This is a genomic window from Streptomyces sp. NBC_00433 (assembly GCA_036015235.1).
Taxonomy (GTDB): Bacteria; Actinomycetota; Actinomycetes; order Streptomycetales; family Streptomycetaceae; genus Actinacidiphila.
The window spans coordinates 873,721-898,261 of record CP107926.1 but is presented as its reverse complement, the minus strand read 5'-3'; the positions used below and the strand labels follow the sequence as shown (position 1 = coordinate 898,261).

Below are 24,541 nucleotides of genomic sequence, written 5' to 3'. Positions count from 1 at the left end.
GACGCCGGGCCGGGCCGGTGAGCCACGCCGTCACGCCGACCGCGCAACGGCCCGGCACCGTGGGCGGACCACGGTGCCGGGCCGTTGCGCCGGCGGGCGGCTGATCAGCCCTGGAAGGCCGTCACCCCGTTCGGGGTGCCGAGCCCGGTCGGGCCGTCGTAGCCCGGACCCGCGGTGCACAGGTACGAGCCGCCGCACGAGCCGTTGGAGCCGCTGGTGACGTCGTAGAGCGCCGAGGTGTGGGCGTACGGGAACGACGACGGGTACGAGCCGGCGGACGGGGTGCCCGCGAGCGCGTAGACCGCGGCGATGATCGGCGAGGAGACGCTGGTGCCGCCGAAGACCTCCCAGCCCGGGTCGCCGCCGTAGGTGTCGTAGACCGCGACTCCGGTGGCCGGGTCGGCGACCGCGGAGACGTCCGCGACCGTGCGCTTGCTGCAGCCGGTGTCCTTCTGCCAGGTGGGCTTGGCGTCGTACCGGGAGCAGCCGGAACCCGCACCGGTCCACGCGGTCTCGGTCCAGCCGCGGGTCGTGCTCGACTTCTTCAGCGAGGTGCCGCCGACCGCGGTGACGTAGCGCGAGGCCGCCGGGTATTCGACGCCGTAGCCGCCGTCACCGGAGCTGACGGTGATGGCGACGCCGGTGTGGTTGAAGTACGAGCTGTCGTAGGAGGTGTCCGAGGAGGACTCGCTGCCGCCGTAGCTGTTGGAGACGTACTTCGCGCCGAGCGAGACCGCGGTGTTCACGGCCTTGCCCAGGTTCGCCATGGACGCCGACGTGGCCTCCACCAGCAGGATGTGGCACTGCGGGCAGATCGCGCTGGCCATGTCGATGTCGAGCGAAATCTCCTCCGCCCAGCCGGCGTTCGCAGTCGGCAGCGAGCTGGTGCCGTTCTGGCCGACCTTCTTGAAGCAGCCGTTGGCGGTGGTGCAGGCGCTCAGCCCGTACGTCGACCGGTACGTCGCGAGGTTCGACTCGGCGTTGGGGTCGTCGTAGGCGTCCACGATGGCGACGGTCGCGCCGGAACCGCCCGTGCTGGGCAGGGCGTAGGCGCTGTGCAGGTCGGCGGGGCCGTAACCGGACGGCGCCGCCGCCGGCTTGGCCGCGGCGGACATCGGCAGGGTGGAGTGGGCCAGCGTCTCGGCGCCGCCGGTGACCTTCAGTGCCGCACAGGCCATCACGTCGGGCCTGCTGCTGACCGCACACGAGCGCGTCGTGGTGAGCTTGTGCGTGGTCGTGGTGCCGGCCGCGTCGGCCGCCGGTGCCGCGAGCGCGGCACCGGAGAGCACGAGGCCGGTCACGGCGGCGAGCGCCAGACCGGCACGGCGCAGGGAGAGCGGGGGAGTGGTGAGAGTGGGGCGCAACTGATGCCTCCTGTCGGGGTGGTGCGGAGGGCTTGCGGGTCGCGTGTTCACTTGGCTGCATGGTGTGAGCCGAGTGACGAGATGAAGGTAGCCTGACGCGTTCGCGTCAAGTCGAGCCGAGGTGGGGATTTGGCCGAGGCAATACGTTCGCTTTGCCATTGCGGGGGGCCTGCGGGCCGGGAGGCGTACGGACCGGAGACGCGCGAGCGTACGCGGCGTCAGTCCGCGCAAGTGAGCCGGGCCAGGCCCCGGTCGGCGTGGTCGAAGGCGCTGCCGCCGACGCCGACGACCAGGCACGGTGTGCGCGCCCTTCGTGTCGGGGCCCTTGGTGCAGGTGGTCCCGTCGACCGTCGGCGGGAGCCCGTCCTCCGAGCCGGTCTCGCCGTTGGACTGTCGCGCTCGACCGGCCCGCAGTCGTCGGCCTCGGTGGCGACCGGCCGGTCGCGGTCGGTACGTCCCTCGGCGGCGGGACGCGCGAGTGCGGCGAAGCCGACGTTGTCGGCCTATTGCTGTGGGAGCGCTCCCACATATTCTGGGTGCCGGCTCACGCGTCCCAACAGCCCCTGACTGCCCGGCCGTACACGCGTGCGCGGCCGGTTCCCCCCACACCAGGCCCCCCGGGGCCGTTGAGAAGGAGACCATGCGTACAGCATCCAAGGGCGCCCTCGCGGCGCTGGTCCTCGCGGTGGTCGCCGCCGTGCCGGCCGGCCCCGCCGGGGCGGCAGCGGCGCCGCGCCCAGTGCCGGCGGCCCGCGCGGCCGCCACCGCGGGCCCGGCGCTCAGCGTCGACACCACCACCGGACGGCATGCCATCGACCCCCACGTCTACGGCATGAACTTCGCCGACGAAGCCCTGGCCAAGGAGCTGCGGCTGCCGGTCAACCGCTGGGGCGGCAACGCCACCACCCGCTACAACTACAAGCTCGACACCCACAACACCGGCTCCGACTGGTACTTCGAGAACGTCGCCTCCAGCAACGACCCCGCCGCGCTGCCCGACGGCTCGGAGGCGGACCAGTTCGTCGACCAGAACCTGCGCACCGGCAGCGACACCCTGCTGACCGTGCCGATGATCGGCTGGACCCCCGCGGCCCGCGACAGCGCCTGCGGCTTCAGCATCGCCGCCTACGGCCCCCAGCAGGGCAGCGACTCCCAGTGGCGCCCCGACTGCGGCAACGGCACCAAGACCGACGGCACACCCGTCACCGGCAACGACCCCGCCGACACCAGCGTCCCGATCGGCGCCGACTTCACCAAGGGCTGGGTGCAGTACCTCGACGGCGCCTACGGGGCCGCGGGGCAGGGCGGGGTGCGCTACTACGACCTCGACAACGAACCCGACCTGTGGCACGCCACGCACCGCGACGTCCACCCCACGGGCGCGAGCGACGACGAGCTGCGCGACAGCACCTACGCCACCGCGGCCGCCGTCAAGGCCGCCGACCCCGGCGCGCAGACCCTCGGCCCGGTCGGCTGGGGCTTCAACTCGCTGACCTACTCCGGCCTCGACCAGGACGTCTGCAGCAAGGAGGGCGGCAGCTGCTGGTCCAACCCGCCGGACCAGGCCGCGCACGGCGGGGTGCCCTTCGCGACCTGGTATCTCCAGCAGATGCGGGCCTACCAGCAGGCCCACGGCAGCCGCATCCTGGACTACTTCGACGAGCACATCTACCCGCAGCAGAGCGGCGTGGCGCTCGGCAGCACCGACGACGCGGCCACGCAGGCGCTGCGACTGCGCTCCACCCGGCAGCTGTGGGACCCCTCCTACGTCGACGAGAGCTGGATCAACCAGCCCATCCAGTTCATCCCGCGGATGCGCTCGCTGGTCGACCAGAACTACCCCGGCACGAAGGTCGCCATATCCGAGTACAACTGGGGCGCGCTCGACCACATCGACGGCGCCCTCGCCGAGGCGGACGTCCTCGGCATCTTCGGCCGCGAGGGCCTCGACCTGGCCACCCTGTGGTCGCCGCCCAAGGCCACCGACCCCGGGGCGTACGCCTTCCGCATGTTCCTCAACTACGACGGGGCGGGCGGCGCCTTCGGCGACACCGCCGTCACCTCGGGCAGTGCCGACCAGGACAAGCTCGCTGTCTACGCCGCCGAGCGCGGCAGCGACCACGCGACGACCGTCATGGTGATCAACAAGACCACCGGCGACCTGACCGCCCCGGTCTCGCTGACCTCCGGCGGCGCGCTGCCCGCCGCGGCGCAGGTCTACCGCTACGGCCAGGACAACCCCGCCGCCATCCAGCACCCGGCCGACCAGTCGCTGTCCGGCGGGAATTTCAGCGCGACCTTCCCCGCGTATTCGATCACCGAATACGTCATCCCGGCCGGCTCCACCACCGCGACCCCGCCGTCCGCGCCCGGCACCCCGACCGCCTCCGCCGTCGGCTCCGACCGCGCCACCCTGACCTGGGCCCCGGCCACCGCGGGCTCCGCGCCGGTGGCGTCCTACCAGGTCTACGCCGGCGACCCGGCGACCACCCCCGCCGTCGCGACCGTCGCCGCGCCGGCCACGAGCACCACGGTCACCGGGCTGAGCCCGTCGACCGCCTACACATTCCGCGTCGTCGCCAAGGACACCGCGGGCCGCAGCTCCCCCGCCTCGTCCCCGGTGACCGTCACCACCACCGCGGGCCAGGCCACCGGCTGCACCGTCGCCTACTCCGTCACCACCGACTGGGGGAGCGGCTTCGGCGGCAGCGTCACCCTCACCAACAAGGCCGCCCCGCTGAACGGCTGGCAACTGCGCTTCTCCTTCGCCGGCAACCAGAAGGTCACCCAGGGCTGGAACGGCACCTGGTCCCAGACCGGAGCCGCGGTCACCGTCAAGGACGCCGGCTGGAACGCGTCACTGCCCACCGGCGCGTCCACCACCATCGGCTTCAACGGCTCCTACACCGGAACCAACCCGGCCCCACGGGCCTTCACCCTCAACGGCAGGCAGTGCGGCACCGTCTCGGGTGCGGCCGCCCTGACCGTCCCCGCGGCCCAGGGCCGCGCACCCGGCGCGCACGCCGTGTCCTGACCCGGAGAGGTGCCGCCGCGGGACCCGCGGTCCCGCGGCGGCACCGCCCGGTCAGCGCGCCCGCTCGCCCTGGCACGGAAATCGCCAACCGCCGAAAACCTGTTTGCGGGGCTCCGTTAACATGTTCGAACCCACGGCGATCACCCGGGTCGCCGCCCTTCGCCGGAAATACCGAGCCGTCCCGGCACGAAGAGTGACCAAGCCAGTCAAAACCGAGCAAATCGACCAGATAATTGATAACCATAGCGTCGCGAATATCCTCGCGAATACATTCCACAACGATGTCCACGGCGTGGCGTCGACCACGGACGATTCTCTGGGCCGCCGTGGGCGCGGTGGCCCTCGTATTCCTTGTCGCGCTGGAGTTCGCCGCGCGCCGTTACGACCTGCCGGGGCCGATCACCACGCAGGCGCAAGAGGTGGTCTTCGCCCCCAAGTCGGGAGCCCTGCTGTACGCCAGCATGGCGCTGATGATGGTGGTGCTCACCTGGCGGCAGCGCCTCGTCGCGTTCGGCGCCGCGATCGGAATCGACGCCGTCTTCCTGCTGGTGCGGTGGGCGGCCGGTGCCGGGCCGACCTTCGGCAACGGTCCGCTGTGGGTGATTCTGGCGGTCGCGGTCATCGCTGTCACCCGTCGCAGGGGGCGGGAACGTGAACTGCTGCTGAAAGGTGTCGGGCTCGGCCTGCTGCTGGTGACCGGCCGCAAGACCGGCGACACCTGGCTGCTGATCACGTCGAAGACCCGCACGGCGGTGCTCGACCAGTACGTGGCGACGGCCGACCACGCGCTGGGCGACCCCTCGTGGGTGGTCGGCCGCCTCGTCGCGGCCACCGGCCCGGTCGGCACGCACCTGCTCGACTACGTCTACATACAACTCGCGGTCGGCGCGGTCGTCGTGGCGCTCTACCAGTTGCGCCATGTCGCGGTCGAGCGCCGCTTCCCGCACCACCACCTGGTGCGCACCTTCCTGGTCATAGGCCTCGTCGGCCCGGCCATCTACATGATCTTCCCCACCGTCGGACCGGTCTTCGCCTACGGCGCCGACGGCGGGCACTGGGCGGCGGCGAACATCTGGCCCGACACGCCCCCGTCGCTCGCGACCCCGCACCAGATGGCCTTCGACGCGATCACCCCGCGCAACTGCATGCCCAGCCTGCACACCGCGTGGGCCACCGCGATCTTCATCCACTCCCGCAAGGGCCCGCGCGCCCTGCGGTACGCCGGGGCGTTCTGGCTGGTCGCCACGCTCGCCGCGACGCTCGGCTTCGGCTACCACTACGGAGTGGACCTCATCGCCGGCGCGGTCTTCGCGCTGACCATCGAGGGAGCGCTGCGCGCCCACGACCGCGGCTGGGACCGCGCGGGAATCCAGCAGGTCGCTTACGGTGCGACGGTCTTCGTCGCGCTGCTGCTCTCCTACCGCTACCTGGCAGTGCAGATGGCCGGCCACCCGTGGGTCTTCGGGCCGCTCCTCGTCCTGGCGCTGGTCTCCGTGATCCACGGCTACGTACGTGCCACGAAGCCGCGCGAGTCGCGGGCCGCGCCGGCCCAGCAGCCGGAGCCGCAGCCCGAACTGGTCTGAGCCCGGTCGCCCGTCGGCGTCCCGGCTCGGCCAGCCGCCGTCAACCGCCGTCGGCGGCCTCGCGGCGGATGGCGACCGCGGCCGCGTCGTCGCCGAGGCGGCCGCCCGCGTGGGCCATCAGGTCCTCGCGCAGCCGGGCCAGCAGGACGTCGGGGGCGTCCGCCGCCCACGCGGCGGCCCGTTCCGCGAGGGGGTAGAAGGTGCCGGAGCCGTCGCGGGCCTCGGTGACCCCGTCGGTGTAGAGCAGCAGGACGTCCCCGGGCCGGAGGGTGAAGGTCTCCGCGCCGTAGGCGCCGGGGCCTTCGGCGTCCGAGGCCCCGGCGGGGGCGTCCGGGCCGACCGGCCCGCCGAGTCCCCCCAGGCCTCCCAGCCCGATGGGCAGATGGCTGGCGCGGGCCGTGACGGCGGTGACGCCGTCGCCCCGCAGGACGAGGGGCGGCGGGTGCCCGCACGGGACGAACTCGACGGTCGTGCCGTCGTCGGGGATGTCGAGCAGCACGGCGGTCGCGAAGACCTCGCCGGTCTCCGGGCGGGTGTCGGTGCGCCACTGGACGCTGTCCCAGCGCAGCGCCCCGTCCAGGTGCGCGGCCAGCGCCGGCAGGGTGGGCTGCCGGTGGGCCTCGGCGCGGAAGGCGCCCAGCAGCAGCCCGGAGTAGTTGATCGCGGCCAGGCCGCTGCCGCGCACGTCGCCGATCAGCAGCCGGGTGCTGCCGTTCGCGGTGCGGGCCGCCGCGTAGAGGTCGCCGCCCAGCTCCGCCTCCTCGTGGGCGGCCAGGTAGAGGCCGGCCATCACCAGCGGGCCGCTCCGCTCGGGCAGCGGCCGCAGCAGCACCCGCTGGGCGGTCTCGGCCACCGACTGCACCCGGCCCAGCCTGCGCTCGCTGCGGTCCTGCGTCAGGCAGAAGCCCACGCACAGGGCGGAGATGCCGATCAGCGCCGCCATCTGCGCCAGGATGTTCGCGCTGCCCAGGGTGCCGCGCTGCACGCCGATCAGGATCTCGGCGGCCACGGCGAGCGCTCCGACCGCCCCGGTCAGCATCGCCCCGGCGAAGGCGACGGTGAAGGCGGGCGCCGCCACCAGCAGCGGTCCGAGGTGGACGCGCGGCGGGGTGAGGAAGCTGGCGACGACGACCCCGACGATCAGCGCCACCGGCAGTGCCAGCAGGGACTGGGGCCGCCCCGGCTGCCCGGGGCGCCGGATACCCGACAGAGGTCGCAGATTCATCCGCCCAGCGTGCCCCCTCACCGCCGCCGCGCCGTCGCGGCACTCCGTTCCGGCCGGGCAGCCGTCCTCACGCGACCGCCTACAGGATGGTCGTGACGGGGCTGCACGCCGGCGAGCTCGTCTGGAACGGGTGCACGCCGACCAGGCGTTCGACCGGGGCTCGCTGTGGGGACGGCTCGACACGAGGGACGCCGCCCGCGCGATCGGCATGGCGCTGGCCGCACCGCTCGACGGCCACACCGTGGTCAACGTGGCCGCGCCCGACACCGCGGCACTGGTGCCGACCGAGGACCTCGTCCGCCATTACCATCCCGGCACCCGCTTCGACGCCTCACTCGAAGGCTTCGCGGTCCCCTTCACCACCGGCCGCAGCCGTGAGCTGCTCGGCTTCACCGCCCGCCACGCCTGGCGGCCGGGGGGCGGGACCGGGGCACGGCCGTGACCGCTGCCTCGCGGACCCGGAATCACCCGGCGTGCGGCACCGCCCCCGCTCCGGGACGGCGACGCCGACGCCGACGCCGACGAACTTCAGTGCCTGCGCAGCAGCCTGACGATGACTGCGAGCGAGAAGACGATCACCAGCACGGTCATGAAGGCCCACACCGGTCCGCCGCTGGGCGATCCCTGGTAGGCCAGCTCCACTAGATCCTGCATTTCGACCTCGACCTCACGATGTCTCTGGCGGCGTCGACGCCCTTCGTCGTGGCGTCGCCGACTCCGCTCGTCCACGGGCGGTCTGCCGCCCTGACCGACCGCCTACCCGCGACTCGCGCTCTCAGCCGGAGCGGCTGCCGCGTACGGCGTACGCCCCTGGGCCCTTCGTCCGCGCGCCGGGGCGGGCGGGGCTCCGGTCAGCGGCTGGAGCGTGAACGGCGGGAGCGTGAACGGCGGGGGCGCGAGCGGCTGGAGCGCGAGTCGCCGAACAGTATCCGGTAGGCGATCAGCAGCACCAGGGATCCGGCGATGGCCGCCAGCCAGGTCTTGCCGTCGTAGAAGTCGTGGGGGATCGGCTTGTCGAGCAGCTTCGCCGACAGCCACCCGCCGAGCAGAGCGCCGATGAAGCCGATCAGCGCCGTGCCGAAGACGCCGCCGGGGTCGCGCCCCGGCAGGATGACTTTCGCTATGAAGCCGGCGACCAGTCCGAGAACGATCCAACCTATGATGCCCATACCGGCCTCCTGCCCTGGGCTTTTGATAACACGCCCGTTCGGGATCGCGGCTGCGCGGGCGCGGGGGCCCCGGCCGGGCAGTCCGTGGACACCGCGACGGCACGTCCGGCAGGACGGGGGACGCGGGAGGCGATAACCGGGCGAGGCTGGGTAGTCGGCAGGAGCACAGCAGGCCGACGCCCGGACCACCGAGGAGAAGTATGTTCGCACTCTCGTCCCGACGGCTGCGTGTCACCGCGCGCCGGGTCTTCGGCTGGGAAAAGCTGCGGCCGGCCCAACTCGCCGCGATGAAGTCGGTGATGAAGGGGCGCGACGTGATCGCCGTGATGCCCACCGGGGCGGGGAAGTCCGCGATCTACCAGGTCCCGGCGGCGCTGCTCGGCGGGCCCGTCGTGGTGGTCTCACCGCTGATCGCACTCCAACGCGACCAGATGCAGGGCCTGCTCGCCTCCGGCGCCCTGCGCGCCGCGGCGGTCAACTCCGCCCAGCGCCGCAGCGACAACGACAGCGCCTGGGACAGGATCAGCGCCTCGTCGATCGACGTGGTCTTCCTCGCCCCCGAACAGCTGGCCAAGAGCGACGTGCTCGACAGGCTCGCCGCCGCGCGGCCCCGGCTGCTCGTGGTGGACGAAGCGCACTGCGTCTCGTCATGGGGGCACGACTTCCGCCCGGACTACCTGCGGCTGCGCCAGGCGCGAGAGCGGCTCGGCGATCCACCGGTGCTCGCGCTGACCGCGAGCGCGGCGGCCCCCGTACGCCGGGAGATCGCGGAACGCCTCGGCATGAAGGACCTGGTGGAGATCGTGTCCGGTTTCGACCGGCCGAACATCGGCCTTGAGGTGGCGGCCTTCCAGGACGAGGCCGCCAAGAACCGCTTCGTGGTGGAGCGGGCGGCCGTGGAGGAGAAGCCGGGGCTCGTGTACGCGACGACCCGCCGGGCCGCCGACGACCTGGCGCGGGAGCTGTCCGGCCTCGGGCTGGACGCGGCGAGCTACCACGCCGGCCGGACGGCCGCCGATCGCGGCGACGTCCAGGACCGCTTCCTCGCCGGCGAGCTTGACGTGGTCGTGGCGACCTCGGCCTTCGGGATGGGCATCGACAAGGCGGACGTGCGGTTCGTCCTGCACGCGTCGGTCCCCGGGTCGCTGGACGCCTATTACCAGGAGATCGGCCGGGCCGGCCGCGACGGCGCCCCGGCCCGAGCGATCCTGGCCTACCGGCAGAAGGACCTCGGCCTGCAGCGCTTCTTCGCCGCGGGGGCCCCGGACGCGGACGCGCTGGGGCGGGTCGCCGACCGGCTGCGCGAAGCCGGGGGACCGGTGCGTGCGACCGCCTTGCGGGCGGACTGCGACCTGTCCGCGACCCGGCTGTCCGCCGTCCTGAACCTGCTGGAGGAGGCCGGTTCGGTCCGTACGGCACGCGACGGCAGCCGCTGGGCCGGTCCCGACGGCCCGGACGCGGTGGACTCCGCCGTCCGGGACGCGCTGGCCGTCGACGCCGACCACCGGAAACTGGAGCAGTCCCGGGTCGACATGATGCGCGGATACGCCGAGACCGCCGACTGCCGGCGCCGCTTCCTGCTCGGCTACTTCGGCGAGACCGTGCCCGAATCCTGCGGGTCGTGCGACAACTGCCGCGGCGGGCAGCCCGGCCTCCCCGACGACCCGGCCCCGCGGGAGGCCGCGCACGCCACGGACGGGCCCGCGACCGCCGGGCGAGGACGCCGGATGCGCCTGCGCAGGCCGGCGGGAAGCTCCGCGCCCGCCTCCGGCGGGGACCGCCCCGGCCGTCCCGCAGCGCCGCGCGAGGCGGCGCCCCACCCCTACCTGCCCGGCGTCCGGGTGCGCCACGAGCAGTGGGGCGACGGCGAGGTGATGAGCGAGGGCGACGGCAAGGTCACCGTGCTCTTCTCCTCCGTCGGCTACCGCACCCTGTCGATGGCGGTGGTGACGGACCGGCGCCTGCTCGCCCAACTGCCCGGCCAGGGCCGATGAGATCCCCGCGCCCCGCACGCCGCCACCTTGCCCGCCCGGCCCGGGAGGGGTCCTAGGATGCGCGCCATGGGCGATCTCGTGAAGGGCCTCGGACTCCTGGCGCGGGGTCAGCACTGGGCGCTGCGGCACAGGTCGGACTGGCGCTATGGGATGGTGCCCGCCCTGATCACCCTGGTCGGCTACGCGGGCGCGCTGGTCGCGCTGGTCATCTGGTCCGGCGACCTGGCGAGTTGGGCGACCCCCTTCGCCGACGGCTGGGCCTCGCCGTGGCGCGACGTCTTCCGCGAACTGGTGACCGCGATGCTGGTCTGCGGCGGGCTGCTGCTCGCGGTGATCTCCTTCACCGCGGTGACGCTGCTGGTCGGCCAGCCTTTCTACGAGTCGCTCGCCCACCGGGTGGACCTCTCCCAGGGGAACGCCCCCGAACCGCCCGACCGTTCGCCGCTGCGGGAACTGTGGATCGGGGTACGGGACAGCGCGCGGGTGCTGCTGCTGGTCGCCGCCTTCGGCGTGGTCCTCTTCGCCCTGGGCTTCGTGCCCGCGCTCGGGCAGACCGTGGTGCCCGCGGTCGGCTTCTGCGTGTCCGGCTTCTTCCTCACCGCGGAGCTGTCCGCGGTGTCCATGCAGCGGCGTGACATCGACCTGCGCGAGCGCCTGCGGCTGATGCGCCGCAAGCCGATGCTGGTGCTCGGCTTCGGGGTGCCGCTGGCGCTGGCCTTCCTCGTGCCCTTCGTGGCGGTCGTGCTGATGCCGGGCGCGGTCGCGGGCGCGACCCTGCTCACCCGCGAACTGCTGGGCGCGGCCCCGCCAGGGCAGTCAGGACCGGCCGGCGACTGACCCGCCCGCGCCGGGTGTCCGGCCACCCGACGCCCGCCGACGGCGTACCCGCGCCCTTGGACCATCACCGGGCGCCTTTTGAGCCTCATGTCCGCAAGAGCGGGCAGGCGGAGACCGAGCGGCTCCGCACGCCAGGGTGCGTCGAGGCAAGCGCCGCTCCATCACGGAGTGGGGAGAAAAGGCGATGGGTGAAGGATCGCTGAAGGCCGTGGGATGGGCACAGTCCTTCCCGATCTCAGGCGGAGTGCAGGCGGGCAGGCAGTGGGCACGCCGGCACCTGGAGACTCTGAAGTGGACGCAAGACGCCCCCGAGACCGTCGACGCCATCGTCCTGACGGTCTCGGAACTGATCACCAACGCGCACATCCATGCCCACAGCGGCGCGCAGTTGGTGCTGGCCTGGGACAGCCGGTGCCTGCATGTCAGCGTCCACGACTCCGACAGCGGTGAACCGGTGTCCCCTTCGCAGGACCCGGACCGCACCTCGGGAAGGGGCCTGATACTGATGAACGCGCTCGCCGACAGCTGGGAGACCCGCCATCAGGCGGACGGCAAGACCGTGACGGCCTGCTTCATCCCGCCGGACCAGGCCGACCCGCACGACTCCGGCACGGCGGAGTGAGCGGACGGCGCCTCCCGTGAGCCGGGTGCGGCTCACGGCGTCATGACGGCTGCCCGCCGGCGTCCAGCATCAGGCGGGTGAGCGCGACGCGGTTCGTCAGGCCCAGCTTGCGGTAGATGCGGTTCAGATGGGTGTCGACGGTCCGCTGGCTCAGGAAGAGTGCGCCGGCGATCTCCTTGCTGGTCATGCCGGTGCTGGTGAGGCCGGCTATCTGCCGTTCCCGGGAGGAGAGCGCGGCCAGCAGGCTGGGAGGGTCCCCGGCGGGATCGGTGAGCCGGCGGCGTTCGCGGGCGGCCTCGTCGGCCAGCCGGGCGGAGCCGCACTGGCCGGCCAGGGCGGCGGCGCGGCCCAGCCAGCCGTCCACCTGCTGCGCGCGCCCCACGTCCAGGGACAGGGACGCGACGGCCAGCAGCGTGCGGCACACCTCGATGCGCTTCCCCGCCGTGGAGAAACCCTCCACCGCCTGCTCGGCGGCCTCCACCGCCTTGCCGGTCTCGCCGCGCAGGGCATGGACCCGCATCCGGGCGCGAAGGCGGAAACCCCCGCGCCCCGCCGAGGGGAGCCGCGCGACCGACTCCTCACCGAGCAGCGCCCACTGTTCGGCCGCAGCCAGGTCGCCGCCGAGCATCGCCACCTCGGCCAGCACGTCGCACCAGCGCGGCCTGCGCAAGTCCGTGAGCAGCGGCAGCCCGGTCCCGCCGACGGCTTCCAGCAGCAGCCATCCGGCCCGCTCCGGGTCGCCGGCCAGCAGCACGATCTCGGCGTGCAGGCAGCGGACCACCACGGCCCAGGCCGACGGCGCGGAGCCGGCGATCCCGGCCGCCTGTCCGGCCGACAGGAGCGCGTCGCGCGGATCGCCCTCCCCGCCCCGCCACAGCAGCGCCTTGGCGCGCAGCGACAGGGCGATGGCCCGCGTCGCGGGACTGCCGCCGGGCCGGGAGAGGACCTCGTCGAGCGCCGAGAGCGCCCGTGGGACGTCTCCCGACCGGAGCAGGACCTCACCCAGCGCCTTGAGGATCGCGGGCAGCACGTGCTTCTGCCCGGTCCGCCGGGACAGCGCCGCGCCGCGGGCGAGGTGGCGTTCGGCGTCCGGCAGCCGGCCCAGCAGGGATTCGGTGAGGCCCAGCTGGTAGACGGACTGCAGATTGGTCAGGAGCGCGGCGTCACCGGCCGCGTCGACGATGTCGGCGGCCCTGGCGGCCGCGGCCTGCGCACCGGCCTGGTCGCACTGGTGCAGGCGGGCGAGTGCGGCCTGCGCGAGGGCGTTGGCCTCACCGGCCCGGTCCGCGGACCCGCCGGCGATCGCCGCCGCGATGCCGGCGTGCCGCTCGGCCGTCCCGTACTGCCGCTGGTCCAGGGCGGCGTCCGCCAGCTCGATGTGCAGGGCGGCGGCCGCCGCGGTGTCGTGGCCGGACAGCGACGCGAGACCGGACCGCGCGATGGCCGCGGCCTCCGCGTAGTGGCCGAGCCGCTGCGCGGCACGGCTGGTGTCGGCGATCACCCGGGTGCGGAAGGGGCTGCCCGGCCGGTCGGCTCCCAGGGTGTCGAGCAGCGCCCGGCTCCTGGCCGGGTCGCCGGTCAGCAGGCGGGCCTGCGCCAGCAGTACGCGGGCCTCGTGCCAGAAGCGCCCGCTCTCCGGGATGAGCGAGACGGCCGTCTCCAGGTAGCCGGCCGCGGTGTGCGGGGCGGAGTGCAGGCAGTCGCGCGCCATGGCGAGCAGCGCCTCGACATGGTCGGGCCGGTTCGGGTCGGCGGCCTGTGCCACGTGCGGCGCCCGCCGGGCGATCGGGGCGCCCCGCCGGGCCAGCGCCGCCTCCGCGCGCCGGTGGAGGGCGAGTCGCCGGCCCGGGTCGAGACGTCCGTAGACGACCGCGCCCAGCACCGGGTGGCGCAGCGCGAGGTGGGGCGCGGGGTGCACCGGCCTGAGGAGATCCGCGCGGGTGAGGGTGTCCAGCGCCGCCATCGCGTCGGCGGCGTCCAGGCCGGCCACCTCGACCAGCAGGTCCGGGTGCGAGGGCTCACCCAGCGCGGCAGCCGCCTGCGCCACGGTGAGGGCGCCGCGGTCGAGCCCGGCGAATTCGCCGAGTATCGCCGTCGCCGCCTCGGTGCCCGCCTCGCCGTCGCCCGCGATCGCCTTGAGATACAGCGGATTCCCGTGGCCCGAACGGTGGATGTCGTCCAGGTCCGGCCGATCGCCCAGCAGGGCGCGGGTCTGCTCCAGGGACAGCGGGCCGAGCCGCCATAAGTCGAGCCGGCCCCAACTCAGCGCACGGGAGAGGGCTTCGGCCATCTCGAAGGAGAGCTGGCGCTCGCGATAGGCCATGACCAGGAGCACCGGGCCCGAAGCCGCCGCCCGGATCAGCCGCGTGACGCCGGGGATGCTGTCCGGCGCCAGCCGGTGGAGGTCGTCCACCATGGCTGTCACCGCGACGGCGGACGCCGCCGGGCCGGCGGATTCCTCCCGCCGGGGGCCGGGTTCGCCCTCCAGGAGCGCGGTGAACGGCTTGAGCGGCTCCGCGACATCGGCGTGTGTGGACAGGACCGGTAAGCCGGCGTCGCACGCCAGGGCGGCCAGCGCGGACATGAGCGCGCTTTTGCCGACACCGGGTTCACCGACGAGCGCGACCGCACGCCCCTGGGCGCCGCGCGGACCCCTCAGCGCCGAACGCAAGGCGCCGATCTCGACGTCCCTGCCGACAAGGACGCGGGGGCCGCCCGCCGCGCCGGTCTCCGGTACGAAGGCGCCCGCGGCACTCGCGCTCTTCCCGTACGCCTGGGGCGGCCCGCCGTTCACGCACATCCCCCAAGGCAAAGGTGGCCCGGTCCCGCCGTCCGAGCATCCTAGGCGGGCCCGACTTTCCGGCGCAACGAAGGAGCCGCCGACCGGGGTTGCCCAACAGGCCGGTCCACCAGGGCTGTTGCGTACGTGGTTTGCGTATTTCTACCGATGTCGCGGAAAGCCGCAGGCCGGAGGGTGGTCGTGCGGTGAACCTCACGTCGCGTGCCGTATCCCACCACCAGCGGATTGGACACCCATGCGCCAGACGACGGACGACCACGAGAACACCACCCTCAAGGAGGCGCTCGACTTCGGCGACCTCGACTTCAGCGACCTCGACCTCAGCACACTCTCGGTGGTCAGCATGGACGGCCCGGCGGCCAAGACCGAGTTCGGCGTCGCGGACTCCTGGCCCCCGTCGTGCTGCTGCTACCCCAACTGACCGCACCACAGGGGCGGGCGGGTGCCCACGGCATCCGCCCGCCCTCCGCTGCCCGCGCGGGGTCTAGGGGAATTCCCCCGGGTCGGTGAGGTCGTAGCAGAAGTCCAGGGCGCGGGGGCGGCCGATGAGCAGCAGGTAGACGGTGTCCTCCCCGGGGCCGGCCCGCATCGCCGCCTCCGCGGCCGGCTCGTCGAAGCTGCGCACCGGGCGGCAGAAGAGTCCCGACACGGCGGCCGCGGAGCAGACGTGCTGGGCGGCGGCTCCCGCCGCCAGCAGCAAGTCCGGATAACCGTCGGGGCCTTGTCCGCGTACCGCGCCCTCGACGTCGCCGCTGACCGCCCAGACCACGTTCATCCCGGCCACGTCCACGGCTGACCGGCTGAATCCGAAGGCCGGCTCGACCCACTCGGTCGCCCGCCCCGGCCGGACCAGGTCCAGGCCGCCTTCGCCCAGTTCGTACAGGCCGTCCGGGATGTCGGCGACCCCGCGGACGGCGAGCCGGTGACGCAGCCGGCCCGCGCCGCTCCGACCGGCGGCGAGCGAGCCGGCGGGCGGGCGGCTGTCCCGGACCACCCGGCGCAGGACCCCGGCGGGCAGGGGCCTGGGATCCGCGGACAGGCCCCGCGGGGCCAGCGCCCCGCTCCGCTCCGCGACGACCTGCCGCCAGGACCGGTCCGCTGCCGCACCCGCCCTGAACTCCACTTCCGCCACGACGCCGGCGCCCCGGGACGACGAGGCGTGCCCGGCGAGCCCCGCGGCGCTGCCCGCCTCGATGAGGCCGGACGTGACGTGCCCGGCCTCCAGCAGGGCGAGCGCGTCACGCAGGGTGCCGTAGCCCTCGGGCAGCCGATGGGGTGCGACGGTCAGTTCGACGGTGGCGGAGACGACCGTGGCGGGGTCGGGCAGCGGCTGTTCGCCTTCGAGTACGAGTCGGACCGGATCGACGGGCCAGCGGCCGCCGCCGATCCGCAGTGCCGTATCGGTCAGGTACACGCAGCGCGGCGAGGGATAGCCCCGGTGGTCGTTGTGCGCGTTCCAGGGCTCCCACCGGCGGGGGGCCAGCGCCGCGGACAGCGTTCGGGCCAGGGCCGCGCCGAAGGCCGGGTCGTCGGCCAGGCGGCTCAGCGGTACGGAGCGGGCCGGCCGCGGCCTGCCGGCCCTGACCGTGCCGCCGACGGGCCCGAGGGATTTGCCCGGGCCGTGCGCATGGGCGGCGGCGAGCGCGGTGCGGACGGGGTCGGTCATGAGGGTGCCCGTTCACGGGAAGGGGTGGGGGTCGAGGGCCAGGTCCTGGTAGCGGGGCCGGGCCGGCAGGCGGCCGAGCCGCCACGGCACGTCGAGCAGCCGGGGCAGGCCGCGCGTACGGCGGTGGACATGGCCGAAGGTCATCGGCAGCGCGCCGGGGACGAGGACCTTGGCCGCGTGCAGGCCGAGCGCGTCGCGGACGACCGGGTCGCTCTGGTCGACGAAGACGACGTCCATTCCCGCCTGTACGACGCGCGCGGCCGTCTCGGCGAGCAGCGCCCCGAGGTCCCGCACGGGCCGCGGACTTCCCGGCCAGACCCGCTGCCAGGGGAGCGGCGGCCCGGAGCCGGCCAGCAGGAAGTCGTAGCGTGTTCGGGCCTCGGGCAGCGTGTACAGAGCCGTGTGGTCCTCCATGGAGACCACCTCCCGCGGTTCGTCCAGCATCCGCAGCAGCCGGTCCCGGTCGAGCTTTCCCGGCGACGTGCGCGCCGTCTCCGCGACGGCTCCCACGCTGACGACGGCCTCCACGACGGCGGACCGGATCGCCTCCCGCGGATCGGGATGGGCTCCTGCCGCGAAGAAGGCCTGCGGGGCGGCGGACGCGGCGTCCCGGCAGAGCACGAGGGACACCACCGCGGGCACACCGAAGTCGTTGCTTGAGTCGAAGAGCCACAGGTCGTAGCCGAGGGCGTCCAGGAGATCGACGCAGTGGCCCACCAGCGGGTCGTCGTCGGGCGGCGCGACCTGGGCCAGCGGGGTCCGCGCGTACCACGCCATCAGGAAGGCGTCCCGCTCCGCCACCTCGAACAGGCCGTGGAGCACGGCCTCCTCCAGGCTGTTGCCGACACCGCAGCCGCTGGAGGTCTCCAGGACGAAGGCGGACGCCTCGGCGCCGCCCCGCCGCCGGGGCAGCCCCCAGTAGGCCATCTGCTCGGGCACCGCGACCGCCCGGCCCTCGCCCGCCGACCAGCCGTACACCCAGTCGGTGACGATGTCCGGGGTGTAGCGGGTGATACGCGCCTCCGGCAGGTCCGCCGCGTGCGGTTCGTACAGCCCGAACCTGGCGGGGTCGACCGCGCGCCGCGGCCCGATCTCCGCGAAACTGCCGCGCAGCGCGGTGCGTCTGCCGCGCGGGGCCGCTCCCGCCATCCGCTCCACGGCCTCGAACAGCGCGACCCGTTCGGCGTCCGCGAAAGTCAGCGCGCGGCCGTAGCCGGCGTCGCGCTCCTCCCGGTCGCCGACCACCGCGGCCCCGACGAAGGCCAGCGGATACGTCTCCTGGCGGGACACGCTCGCGACGGGACCCAGCCGCCAGTCGTACAGCGCCGTCCTCAACCCCGCCCGTGTGGTGGCCGGATTGTCCTGGCGCAGCCGGCGGGGGTCGGGCAGCGGCCGCGCCGCCGGGACGAACCGGGCAAGCTCCGGCGTGTCCTCGGGCAGCGGCCCGCAGGTCGGGCAGCCGCCGCGGCGCGGCCTGGCCCGGTGCGTCGAGCAGGTCCCGTCGTCCGTGCGGACGGCCCACATCGTGCCCGCCCAGCGCGCGGTGTCGGCGAGGGCGTCCGCGGCGAGGGCGGCGACCAGCGGCATCGCGGTCGGGGCGGCCAGGCCGCCGAGCACCAGATCCCCCTGGCCCCTGGGAGTACGCCCGCCCGCCGTCGCCAGCCGCTCCGCCTCGACGCAGCCCAGGCAGGCGGGTGCGCCGCGGTGCAGCGGCGGTCCCACCAGCGCCGTGGACCCGTCGACCCGGACGGGTAGCAGCGCCGCGCCGGTCCGCCAGGCGTGCACGGACAGGGCCACGGCCTGATCGGGAGTCCATCGGTCGAGCGCCACGACCGCGGACTGTCCGGCGGCTTCCAGCGCCGCGTCCAGCCCCAGCACCGGCCAGGCCAGCCCCGCGTCCGCCAGCGCGGCGGCGAGCAGGCCGCTCGCGTGTCCCGCGTCCCGCGCGGTGCCGCTCACGGGGAGACGTCCAGGGCGGCGAGACCGGCGGTGTCCAGGACCGGTACCGGCCAGGGCACCCGCGCGGCGGCGAGCAGGCCGCCCGCATGCGCCATGCCGCTCACGGGGAGACGTCCAGGGCGGTGAAGCCGGCCACGGCCAGGGCCCGGCGCAGGCCGGGCTCCGGCACCACCCGCCGCGCGGATCCGGCGCGCTCGCCGAGCAGACCGCGTAGCTCCCGCTGCAAGGCGTCCTCGCGCTCGGACGCCCCCGCGGGCCGTATCCAGGCGTCGGCCTGTGGCGGTGCGGAGCCCGGTGCGTCCGCCGCCGGCACCGGAAGCGCCCCGCAGGGCGCGTACACCGGCGCCGAGGGGTCACCGCCGGCGGCCCGCCATTGCAGGGTCCCCGCGGCGGCCAGCGCGCAGAAGGCCGCCGCGTCCGCCGCGGTGCTCTCCACCGCCCAGCCCAGGAGCGCCGTCCCGGCGCGCAGGTCGGCGTGGAAGACGCCGGGCCCGAGTCTCCGCACCACGAGGTCGGCGCGGGTGCCGAAGCGGAGCGTCACCGCCTTGAACCAGCGGCGGGCGGCGGGGGACAGCGCCCAGTCCTGTACGGCGACGGCCTCCGCGGGAGGGGCGCCCGCGTGGACGAGCCTGCGCAGCCGGACGCCCTCGGCGTGCCTGCCGTCCGCGCCCACCACCGCCGGGACGCCGCCGTCCAGCAGGATCAGCCGCTCGGCGGCGCCCACAGCGCAGCTCAGCCGGGCCATGGCGGTGTCGACGCCGACACCGCAGACGACGGTGTCGCCGGTACGGCACCGGGCCAGGCCCGCGGGCAGTTGCGGGAGGTCGTCGACCGCGATGACGGGCAGCACGCCGGTCTCGGGGTCGCTCAAGGCCTCCACGCGGCCCGGCAGGGCGTCCGCGTCGGCCGGTCCGCCTCCCGACGGGTCGTACTCCGCCGTGTCCCACCACGGGTGGTAGCCGGCGGTCAACGGGTCGAGGCGCGCGATCAGCGCGGTGGGGCGGCCGAGCGCGGTCGGCCCGGCGGGCGACGCGGCGAGGGTGTCCTCACCGGGGTCGGGCAGCCCGGCGAGCGCGCACACCAGGCGATGCGCCGCGGCCCCTCCGACCAGCGCGGCGAGCGCGGCGGCGGAGGGGGGACCGGCCGGCAGCCCGATCCGTTCGCCGATCAACTCCGCGTCGCGGCACGCCGATACGGGTGCTCCCGCCGGGGTGACGAAGCCGGCCTCGCCGCGGGCGGCTGCGGCTACCGCCACCTCGCCGGAGGAGAGCAGGACGGCCGGGGCGGGAAGGTCCGACGGGACGGGGAAGGCGGCCAGCGCGGGCAGGGCGGTCAGCGCGTGAACGGCGGTCAGCGCGGGAGAGGCGACCGGTGCGGCCGGGGCCGGCAGGGCGGCCAGCGCGGGCGATGCGCCCACGACCGGCGGTGCGGCCAGGACCGGCGGGGCCGGAAAGGCGGGCGGGGGTGCCTCCCCGCGGGTCCGCCCTGACCGCTCGGGCCGGAGGACCCGCACGCCGGACCCCGCCAGCGCTCGGGCGGCGGCGGCCGCCACCGGGCCCGTCCCGCCGACGGCGACCGCGGCGGACCGGATCCGCTCCCAGGCGTCCACCGGGTCCGGCGCGACAGCCGCCAGCCACGCGGCGATCCGCGGGGGAGGGTCGGCGGGATCGTCGGACTCGCCCCAGCCCAGCGGCACTTCGACCAGCATGTCGTGCGTGCGCAACTGCTCGGCCAGCATGGCCGTCGCGGTGCGGACCGCCGGCCCGGGGGCCGCGTCCAGCAACTGCTCGTAGGAGCGCCCGTCCGCCAGGGCCGCCGAGATCGCCCGCCAGAGCCGCCACAGCCCCGCGGAGCCGTTCATGGTGAAACTGGACCGCGCCCCCCGCACATGGATTCCGTCAGGGACGGGGCTGGCGTGCACGATCGGGCGCAGGCGCAGCACCCGGGTACGGACCGCGGTCGCGGGCGTCATGGATGGCTCCGGTAGGTCTCGATGACGAGTTCGACGGCACGCACGCCCGGCATCGGTACGGGCAGGGCTTCGCCGACGACGACGCCGTCGGGGTAGCGGGCCAGGGTGCGCGACAGGCAGCGCAGGTGCAGGGCGCTGCCGAGGTCCACGTACTGCGACTTGGGCTGTGCGAGACCGGTCATGAGCGCACCCGTCCCGGCGGCGCCCCTGGGAGGAGCGGCGGCGACGAAGACGTGCTCGGGGAGGCCGAGCAGCGCGCGCCGGCGGGCCACGGCCTGCACCGGCGGATCCCGGTCGAGTTCGGCACGCCAGGCGTGCACCGCCTCCTTCGGTAGCCGCCACTGGGCGCGGGCCACGACGACGTCGCGATACCGCAGCCGGGGCCGGTAGCCGATCGGGCCGAGGGCGGTCGCGTACGGCCGGTTCTGCGCCAGCGCGCCTCCGAGGTCCACGGGGCCCGCCCCGAGGTCGTCCACCAGCGGCATCCAGCGGTCGGGCAGCACGGACGGCAGGAGGAAGCCCAGGTAGAGCACGCTGATCGGCTCGCCCGTGGCGGTCACGCGCAGCCGCAACTGGTCGGCCTCGGCGTCGTGGAAGAGCTGCAACTCCTCCGGCCGGAGCGTCGCTGCGGCGGCGGCCTCGGACACCTCGTCAGCCACCAGGCGGGGATGCAGGTTGGCGTTGAAGCCGCCCACCGGGCGGACCTGGGCCACGCGCTCGCCCTCGCCGAGCGCGTCGGCTATCCGCGCCGACACCTGCCGTCCCGCGCCCGGGTCCAGGTGGTCGAGGAAGCGGCTGGTGAAGCGGCCCCAGCCGCCGTAGACATGGTTGACGCACAGCCGGGTGGCGGGGCCGTCCGGGACCGGCTGGACGAAGACCCCGTAGGAGGCGGGGCGCCGGCGGACCCAGGAGGGCGTCCTGCGGGCGGCCTCGTCGAGCAGCTCCTCCGGCAGGACCGCCTCGGCGCCGGGACCGGCGGCCGGGACCAGGCGGGCCAGCTCGGCACGCAGGCCCAGCAGGTCGCGAACCTGCCCCCCGGCGCCGGGGGGCGTACCGCCGGGGGGCAGGCCGTCGCACACCTCCCGGACCGCGACGATCTCCTCGGCGAAGCCGGCGAGCGAGTCGCACGTCCCGCCGACGCCGAAACGGGCGACGAAGCGGTCCCGGGTCATCCGGCGGAGCACCGCGTGGCCGTCGAAGACCTCGAACAGCGGGCCGAGCCGGGCGATGTCGGGCAGGCAGGCCTTTCCGTGGCCCGGGCCGAGCGCTGTCACCGAGGGAAGGACGACGTCCTCGGTGAGCGGCGCCCGAAGGCTCCCGGGTTCGCTCCCGGCCAGGGCGAAGGCCTCCGACCAGTGGGAGCGGATACGGGCCAGGGCCGCGGGCCGGGACGCCGCGGGGAGGTGCGGGTAGCCCGCGGTGCCGGCTCCGATGGCGGCCAGCGTGCCGGCCAGTTCGGGGAGCCCGAGGCCGGCCAGCCAGCGGCAGGCCTCGGGGACGATGTCCCGTGCCTGGGGGTCGAAGGGCGGTACGGGCCTGAGCAGCCCCTGGTCGACGAGCGAGGCGACGTAGGCGGCCGCGGCGCGCTCCGCCCTCTCGGGCGGGCCCCCGAGCCGGCGGGCGACGGCATCGGCCAGGTCGTGCTGCCGCACCGCGCCGCCGGCCCGGCAGCGGTCGACCACGAGGCGCAGCGCCGGGGTCGACCGCAGGGTGACCTTCTCCTCCGGGGCCGGACCGGGCGGAGCCCCGTCAGCCCGGGACACCCGCCGGTAGGACAGCTCCACCCCTTCGGCGTACAGGTCAGGTGCCGGCTGGTAGTCCACCGCGGAGGCAAGCTCCTGGCGCCCGAGGACGGCCTGGAGGAGGGCGTCCAGCAGCGACCGCTGCACCCCGGCCACGGCGAAGGGACGGTGGGCGGCCGCGTCGGCGGCGCCGTCCTCCCACCGGCCCCAGCCGACGTGGCAGAACCAGGACAGCGGGCTCGTCCTGGTCACGGCGCGCATCGCGTACCGCAGCACCGTGGCCTCGGACTTGCGGCCCTGCTTGTCGGGTTCGCCGCCCCGGGCGGCCGCACGCCGCACCGCACGCAGGAGGTCCTCGCTGGTCAGCGCGACAGCGCGCTGCAGGTCTTCGCTGCGGCACAGGGCGGCAAGCGCCTCGCGGTCGGCGCGCAGCGCCGAGGGGCCGAGCAGGGCGAGCCGGGCGGCCGTACGATCGATGCCGTCACGTGCGGTCAGCCACGTGTCCAGCAAGGGCGTCCCGAGGTCCAGGTCGGCCAGCGCGGCCCGCAGGGCGCTCCTCGGCGACCGCCCGTTGTGGACGTCCCGCCGCAGCGGCAGCAGCACGCGACCGCGCACATCCGCCGCCGCGGTGCGCGCCCGCTCGTGGAGGCTGTCGCAGAGGGCGGCCCTGACCTGCTCGCACAGCAGGGCCAGTTCGACGAGGCGCCCGGCGCACTCGCGGTGGGCGAGGCTGTCGGGGGAGGGCTCGGCAGCAGCGAGTGCCACGGTCCTGACCAGTGCGTACGGCGACACCGTCACCGCCGGCGCCACCGCTCCCGGAGCGCGGGCGGACCCTTCCGCCACCCCGCCTGTCGTGCCGGCCACCCGGCCTCCTCCCGCAGGATTCGGAGAAGGCGATGATCACAAGCGGACCGGCCCGGCCGCGTCGGTAGAAATGCCTCACCCTCATACGTACCGCGGAGGAGGGCCTCGCCGCCGTCAGGGCGGCGGCGCCGGTGCCGCCGGGGTCTGCGCGTGCCCGGCGCCGGGCGGACGCGTCCGCGGAAGAGGCACCGCGCCCGCACGCACCGGACGGCGGCACCGGCCCCGCCGTGGTCAGGGCGGCAGGACCGGTGCCCGTCGAGGTCAGAGCTCGGTGATCGGGCGCATGGCCAGGCCCTCGGTTCCCGCCCAGCCGTAGACCCGCGCCGCGTCGTCGTAGGAGACGGAGCGGAGGCCGCCCGGCAGGTCGAAGACGAGGGTGCCGCTGAGTTCCGTGCCCTCGCCGGCGACCAGGGTGGCGGTGAAGCGGTCGGCCTGGTCGTACCGCGCCTCGCCCCCCTCGTCGTTGCCGAAGACGTAGAGCCCCGCGTACGCCTTGGCGCCTCCCGCGACGACGAGGGGCTCGCTGTCCGGCGCTTCGAGGGTCCGTACGGTCGGGGAGCCGCTGCCGGCCCCGAGCCGCACCTGCGGGGCGTCGTTGAGGACGCACGGCGACTTGCCGCCGTTGGCGACGGTCAGCAGGAAGTGCCGGGGCGTCTCCCCGGAGGGGTCCTGGAGCTCGACCGCGGTGGTGAGGTCGGCGGCCTTGCAGTCCGGGTGGCCGGTGCCGTTGCCGCCGCCGGTCTCGCCGCCGTCCCCGGTCCTCCCGTCGGCCGGGCTGCTGCTGCCGGTCCCGGTGCCGCCCGGGGTTTCGGCGCTCTGCGACGTGCTCCCCGCGGCAGGGGAGGTGTTGGACGGGGCGGCGACCTCGCCGTCGTCCCCGGACGACTGGCAGGCGGTGGCCGTCAGCAGGGCCGCGACCGCGGCCGCCCCCAGGAGGGTGCCGCGCAGGCCCCTGCGGATCGAACCGACCCTGGATTCCCTCGAGTTCATGCTGGATTCCTCTTCCCCCGACACCGGCCCCCCGGACCGGCCCTGAACGCAAGCGACACCGGTGAGTCTGACCGCTGCCGATCGCCGGGTTCACCCCGTGACGGCGGTTGTTACCGCCCTCGCACGAAGTGGCGACAGGGACGTGACCGTGGCGCCCGCACTCAGTCCCGCGCGGGCCCGGCGTCGGGACCCGGCACGTACAGCCCGGGGACGTTGACCACGATGGCCTCCTGGGTGCTGCGGGCGATGACGACGACGGCCTCCGCGTCGGGGTCCGGGTTCTCCTCGCGGTGGGGGACGAAGGGCGGGACGAAGACGTAGTCGCCGGGGGAGGTGCGCAGCCGCACCTCCCCGGGGGCGCCGCCCGGGCCGTCGGGGGAGTCGAGGAAGACGAACTCGGGGTGCCCGCTCACCACGTAGATGGCGGTCTCCGACTCGCCGTGGTGGTGGTCGGTGGAGGACGTCGCGGCGGCCACATGGGTCTGGCCCATCCACAGCTTCTCCGAGCCGACCGTGCGGCCGCTGACGGCGGCGAATCTGCGCATGCCGCCCGTCTGCGCCGTGTCGCCGTCCAGGGCGCCTGCCCGGATGTGGTGCAGCCGGGACCGCGGCGAGGTTCCCGGAGGGCTCGGGGCGTCGTGGAGGTGGGGGTGGAAGCCTTCCCCCGCGGTCGTCTGCGGCTCGCTCATGGGCGGGACGCTAGGGCCGGGCGGAAAAGGC

At 74.9% G+C, this 24,541-nt stretch carries 18 protein-coding genes; 7 read left to right on the top strand and 11 right to left on the bottom strand.

All coding sequences use genetic code 11. The features are described from left to right. Positions 1–104: 104 nt before the first annotated feature. Complete coding sequence (locus tag OG900_03620) at positions 105–1,364, bottom strand: peptidase S8 (protein WUH89320.1); 1,260 nt, start codon at positions 1,362–1,364, stop codon at positions 105–107. Between the two features lie 640 nt (positions 1,365–2,004). Here OG900_03620 and OG900_03615 point away from each other — a divergent pair. Then, a complete protein-coding gene (locus tag OG900_03615; protein ID WUH89319.1) occupies positions 2,005–4,398 on the top strand; it encodes a cellulose binding domain-containing protein in 2,394 nt (797 codons plus the stop codon). 281 nt (positions 4,399–4,679) lie between these two features. Beyond that, complete coding sequence (locus tag OG900_03610; GenBank protein ID WUH89318.1) at positions 4,680–5,981, top strand: phosphatase PAP2 family protein; 1,302 nt, start codon at positions 4,680–4,682, stop codon at positions 5,979–5,981. 40 nt (positions 5,982–6,021) lie between these two features. On the opposite strand, the gene OG900_03605 is transcribed toward OG900_03610, so the two are convergent. After that, positions 6,022–7,206: a serine/threonine-protein phosphatase gene (locus OG900_03605; protein WUH89317.1), complete on the bottom strand. Its 1,185-nt coding sequence runs from the start codon at positions 7,204–7,206 to the stop codon at positions 6,022–6,024. A gap of 130 nt (positions 7,207–7,336) precedes the next feature. Here OG900_03605 and OG900_03600 point away from each other — a divergent pair, with 130 nt between their 5' ends. Next, the gene (locus tag OG900_03600; protein ID WUH89316.1) at positions 7,337–7,648 is read left to right on the top strand and encodes a hypothetical protein; all 312 of its coding nucleotides are present in this window, start codon (positions 7,337–7,339) and stop codon (positions 7,646–7,648) included. Between the two features lie 86 nt (positions 7,649–7,734). Here the strand turns inward: OG900_03600 and OG900_03595 are convergent, their stop codons facing one another. Together OG900_03595 and OG900_03590 are read right to left on the bottom strand one after the other, a co-directional pair. Continuing rightward, positions 7,735–7,860 (bottom strand): hypothetical protein, encoded by a 126-nt coding sequence (locus tag OG900_03595; protein ID WUH89315.1) that lies wholly within the window; start codon positions 7,858–7,860, stop codon positions 7,735–7,737. 197 nt (positions 7,861–8,057) lie between these two features. Further along, positions 8,058–8,375 carry a GlsB/YeaQ/YmgE family stress response membrane protein gene (locus OG900_03590; GenBank protein WUH89314.1) on the bottom strand — a complete coding sequence of 106 codons (318 nt, stop codon included), beginning with the start codon at positions 8,373–8,375 and terminating at the stop codon, positions 8,058–8,060. 200 nt (positions 8,376–8,575) lie between these two features. Between OG900_03590 and OG900_03585 the strand changes: the two genes are divergently transcribed. The 3 genes from OG900_03585 to OG900_03575 all read left to right on the top strand — a co-directional run bounded on the left by OG900_03585 (position 8,576) and on the right by OG900_03575 (position 11,828). Further along, on the top strand, positions 8,576–10,369 hold the full coding sequence (locus OG900_03585) for a RecQ family ATP-dependent DNA helicase (GenBank protein ID WUH89313.1): 1,794 nt from the start codon (positions 8,576–8,578) through the stop codon (positions 10,367–10,369). A 66-nt stretch (positions 10,370–10,435) separates the two neighbouring features. Continuing rightward, entirely contained in the window at positions 10,436–11,206 is a 771-nt protein-coding gene (locus OG900_03580; GenBank protein ID WUH89312.1) for an EI24 domain-containing protein, read from the top strand. Between the two features lie 184 nt (positions 11,207–11,390). Then, positions 11,391–11,828: an ATP-binding protein gene (locus OG900_03575; GenBank protein WUH89311.1), complete on the top strand. Its 438-nt coding sequence runs from the start codon at positions 11,391–11,393 to the stop codon at positions 11,826–11,828. Between the two features lie 40 nt (positions 11,829–11,868). Here OG900_03575 and OG900_03570 read toward each other — a convergent pair whose 3' ends face one another. After that, positions 11,869–14,622, bottom strand: a complete 2,754-nt coding sequence (locus OG900_03570; protein ID WUH89310.1) for a LuxR C-terminal-related transcriptional regulator — start codon at positions 14,620–14,622, stop codon at positions 11,869–11,871. 241 nt (positions 14,623–14,863) lie between these two features. Here OG900_03570 and OG900_03565 point away from each other — a divergent pair, with 241 nt between their 5' ends. Then, positions 14,864–15,049, top strand: coding sequence for a hypothetical protein (locus tag OG900_03565; GenBank protein ID WUH89309.1), 186 nt, complete (start codon positions 14,864–14,866; stop codon positions 15,047–15,049). Between the two features lie 63 nt (positions 15,050–15,112). On the opposite strand, the gene OG900_03560 is transcribed toward OG900_03565, so the two are convergent. The 6 genes from OG900_03560 to OG900_03535 form a co-directional block, all read right to left on the bottom strand. Further along, the gene (locus tag OG900_03560) at positions 15,113–16,294 is read right to left on the bottom strand and encodes a hypothetical protein (protein ID WUH89308.1); all 1,182 of its coding nucleotides are present in this window, start codon (positions 16,292–16,294) and stop codon (positions 15,113–15,115) included. A gap of 12 nt (positions 16,295–16,306) precedes the next feature. Then, complete coding sequence (locus OG900_03555; GenBank protein ID WUH89307.1) at positions 16,307–18,253, bottom strand: TOMM precursor leader peptide-binding protein; 1,947 nt, start codon at positions 18,251–18,253, stop codon at positions 16,307–16,309. A 100-nt stretch (positions 18,254–18,353) separates the two neighbouring features. Continuing rightward, positions 18,354–20,225: a hypothetical protein gene (locus OG900_03550; protein WUH89306.1), complete on the bottom strand. Its 1,872-nt coding sequence runs from the start codon at positions 20,223–20,225 to the stop codon at positions 18,354–18,356. After that, complete coding sequence (locus OG900_03545; GenBank protein ID WUH89305.1) at positions 20,222–22,831, bottom strand: lantibiotic dehydratase family protein; 2,610 nt, start codon at positions 22,829–22,831, stop codon at positions 20,222–20,224. The genes OG900_03550 and OG900_03545 overlap by 4 nt, the downstream gene beginning before the upstream one ends. Before the next feature lie 261 nt (positions 22,832–23,092). Continuing rightward, positions 23,093–23,821: a DUF4232 domain-containing protein gene (locus OG900_03540; protein ID WUH89304.1), complete on the bottom strand. Its 729-nt coding sequence runs from the start codon at positions 23,819–23,821 to the stop codon at positions 23,093–23,095. A gap of 161 nt (positions 23,822–23,982) precedes the next feature. Further along, positions 23,983–24,510 carry a cupin domain-containing protein gene (locus OG900_03535; protein ID WUH89303.1) on the bottom strand — a complete coding sequence of 176 codons (528 nt, stop codon included), beginning with the start codon at positions 24,508–24,510 and terminating at the stop codon, positions 23,983–23,985. Positions 24,511–24,541: the final 31 nt, after the last annotated feature.